The organism is Ilyobacter sp. (assembly GCF_041583315.1).
Classification (GTDB): domain Bacteria; phylum Fusobacteriota; class Fusobacteriia; order Fusobacteriales; family Fusobacteriaceae; genus Ilyobacter.
In genome coordinates this window covers 1-1801 of record NZ_JBFHGC010000564.1, presented here as the reverse complement: position 1 = coordinate 1801, position 1801 = coordinate 1, and the positions used below count along the sequence as shown (strand labels likewise).

The following is a 1801-nucleotide window of genomic DNA, read 5'->3' as shown; positions in this document are numbered from 1 at the left end:
GCAGAAAAGAGATATTGGAAGTAGAACAACCATTATACTTAAACAGTTAGAAAAGACCGTTTTAGAGGACGGTCTTTTCTGTTTCACTGGATAGAATATTTTCAAGATAAAACTTTGTGATCTCAATGTATTTGCATGTCAGAGGAGTGCTTATTTCTGTTGTAATAAAAATATATAATTTGTATGTTTTCAAGTTAAAAATTGTATGATACCGCAGGAAAATTAAATTGACTTTTAACTGAAAAAGCAATAGAATACCTTACAAAATAATTATTTTATCTGGGCAAAATAAGCTTTTTTAGTTCTTAATGGGTTCTAAAATAACTTTATTAGTACACTTTTTTTAAGAGGGTATTTTGTAAAAAAGGAACTCATATAAAAGTTTAAATAACTTTCAGTTCTCACGAGGAAAGGGGCAATTCTGAAGGGCACTGAGAGGGTTTAAAATATAGTGTGTTTGTAAAAAATTATAGAGGTGGATGATGGAACTTTTAAACTATTTAAAAGAGGAAAATGTGGAACTTTTTAAAGAAAATCTTCATGTGGATCTTATTGATGAAAAAGATGAAAATGGATACACCTTTCTTCATCATGTTGTGACAATGGGAAATTATGAGATCGCTGATTTTCTTGTTTACAATGGCGTAGATGTAAATATCAGAGATAAAAGAGGAAATACTCCTCTCCATTTGGCTGCAGAGCTAAATGAAAAAGAGATTTTTAAACTTTTACTTGAGTACGGAGGAGACCTGACGATAAAAAATAATAACCAGAGAACTCCGGAGCAGATTGCAAAGATGAATAGGGCGATAAATGTCCTTAAAGCAATCGAAAATTACAGTGAAGACTATGGATATTGTGAAAAAATGCATGCCCCTAAAAAATGGGATGAATAAATCCTGAAAGATCACCAAAACTAATTAAATAGAAAAACAAAAAAGCGGGTTTTTTACCCGCTTTTAAATTTGTCTGGGAATATATTTTTTTAAAACTTTGGAATAGTTTTTTCTGAAGTTTTTGACAGCCAGGGAAAGGTTCTCCAGTATCTTGGTAGGAAGGACTCCGTCTTCACCATGAATTCCTGCAGTAAGATCCCCTGCATACCCGTGTAGAAACACCCCTATAGAGCATGCCACTAAAGGTTCCAGAGAACAAAGTGCCATGGCCAGTATCCCAACGAGAAGATCCCCACTCCCTGCCACCCCCATTCCGCTGTTGCCTGCAGTACTGAATAAGAGTTCCCCCTGTGGAGAGGCTATTATGGTCGTAGCATCTTTCAAAATAATATAACTTTTTAGCTGTCTGGCTGTATCCCTTAAAATATTAGCTCTGTCTGACTGTATTTTTTCAATGGGAAGTCCTGTGAGTCTTGAAAACTCCCCTATATGAGGTGTAAGTATTGTAGGGAATTCACGTGTCTTTAGAATTTCAAGATTTTCAGAAACCGCAGTAATTCCGTCTCCGTCGATGATGACAGGTTTTCTACAATGTTCTATGATCTTTCTGGCAAGGATCATAGTGGAAGGATCAAGGGATATTCCTGAACCTATGGCCACTACATCATTTTTTTTGGCGGCTTCCATTATATCTTCAAAATTTGACTTAGAGAGACTTCCGTTTTCAGAGACGACACCTCTTTTAAATACCAGCTCTCTTGCAAAAGGAGAAACTGAACTGATGACTTCCTCTGTGGAAAAGAGGGTAGAATATCCTCCTCCTGAACTTAAGAAAGAGTATGAATTTAGTAAAGGTGCACCTAAATAATCTCTGGAACCGGAAATAAAAAGAGCTTTTCCGAAAG

2 protein-coding genes are annotated in these 1801 nt (G+C 35.7%); one reads left to right on the top strand and one right to left on the bottom strand.

Annotated features, from left to right (window positions below; all coding sequences use genetic code 11):
- Positions 1–479 precede the first annotated feature (479 nt).
- On the top strand, positions 480–896 hold the full coding sequence (locus ABZA26_RS14250; protein WP_372715155.1) for an ankyrin repeat domain-containing protein: 417 nt from the start codon (positions 480–482) through the stop codon (positions 894–896).
- A 63-nt stretch (positions 897–959) separates the two neighbouring features.
- Here the strand turns inward: ABZA26_RS14250 and ABZA26_RS14245 are convergent.
- Positions 960–1801 (bottom strand): NAD(P)H-hydrate dehydratase (locus ABZA26_RS14245; protein ID WP_372715154.1); only part of this gene is annotated, 842 nt, incomplete at its 5' end.

Excerpts from the sequence above, each read along its gene's own strand:
- ABZA26_RS14250 (WP_372715155.1), top strand. The coding sequence starts at position 480 with ATGATGGAACTTTTAAACTATTTAAAAGAGGAAAATGTGGAACTTTTT.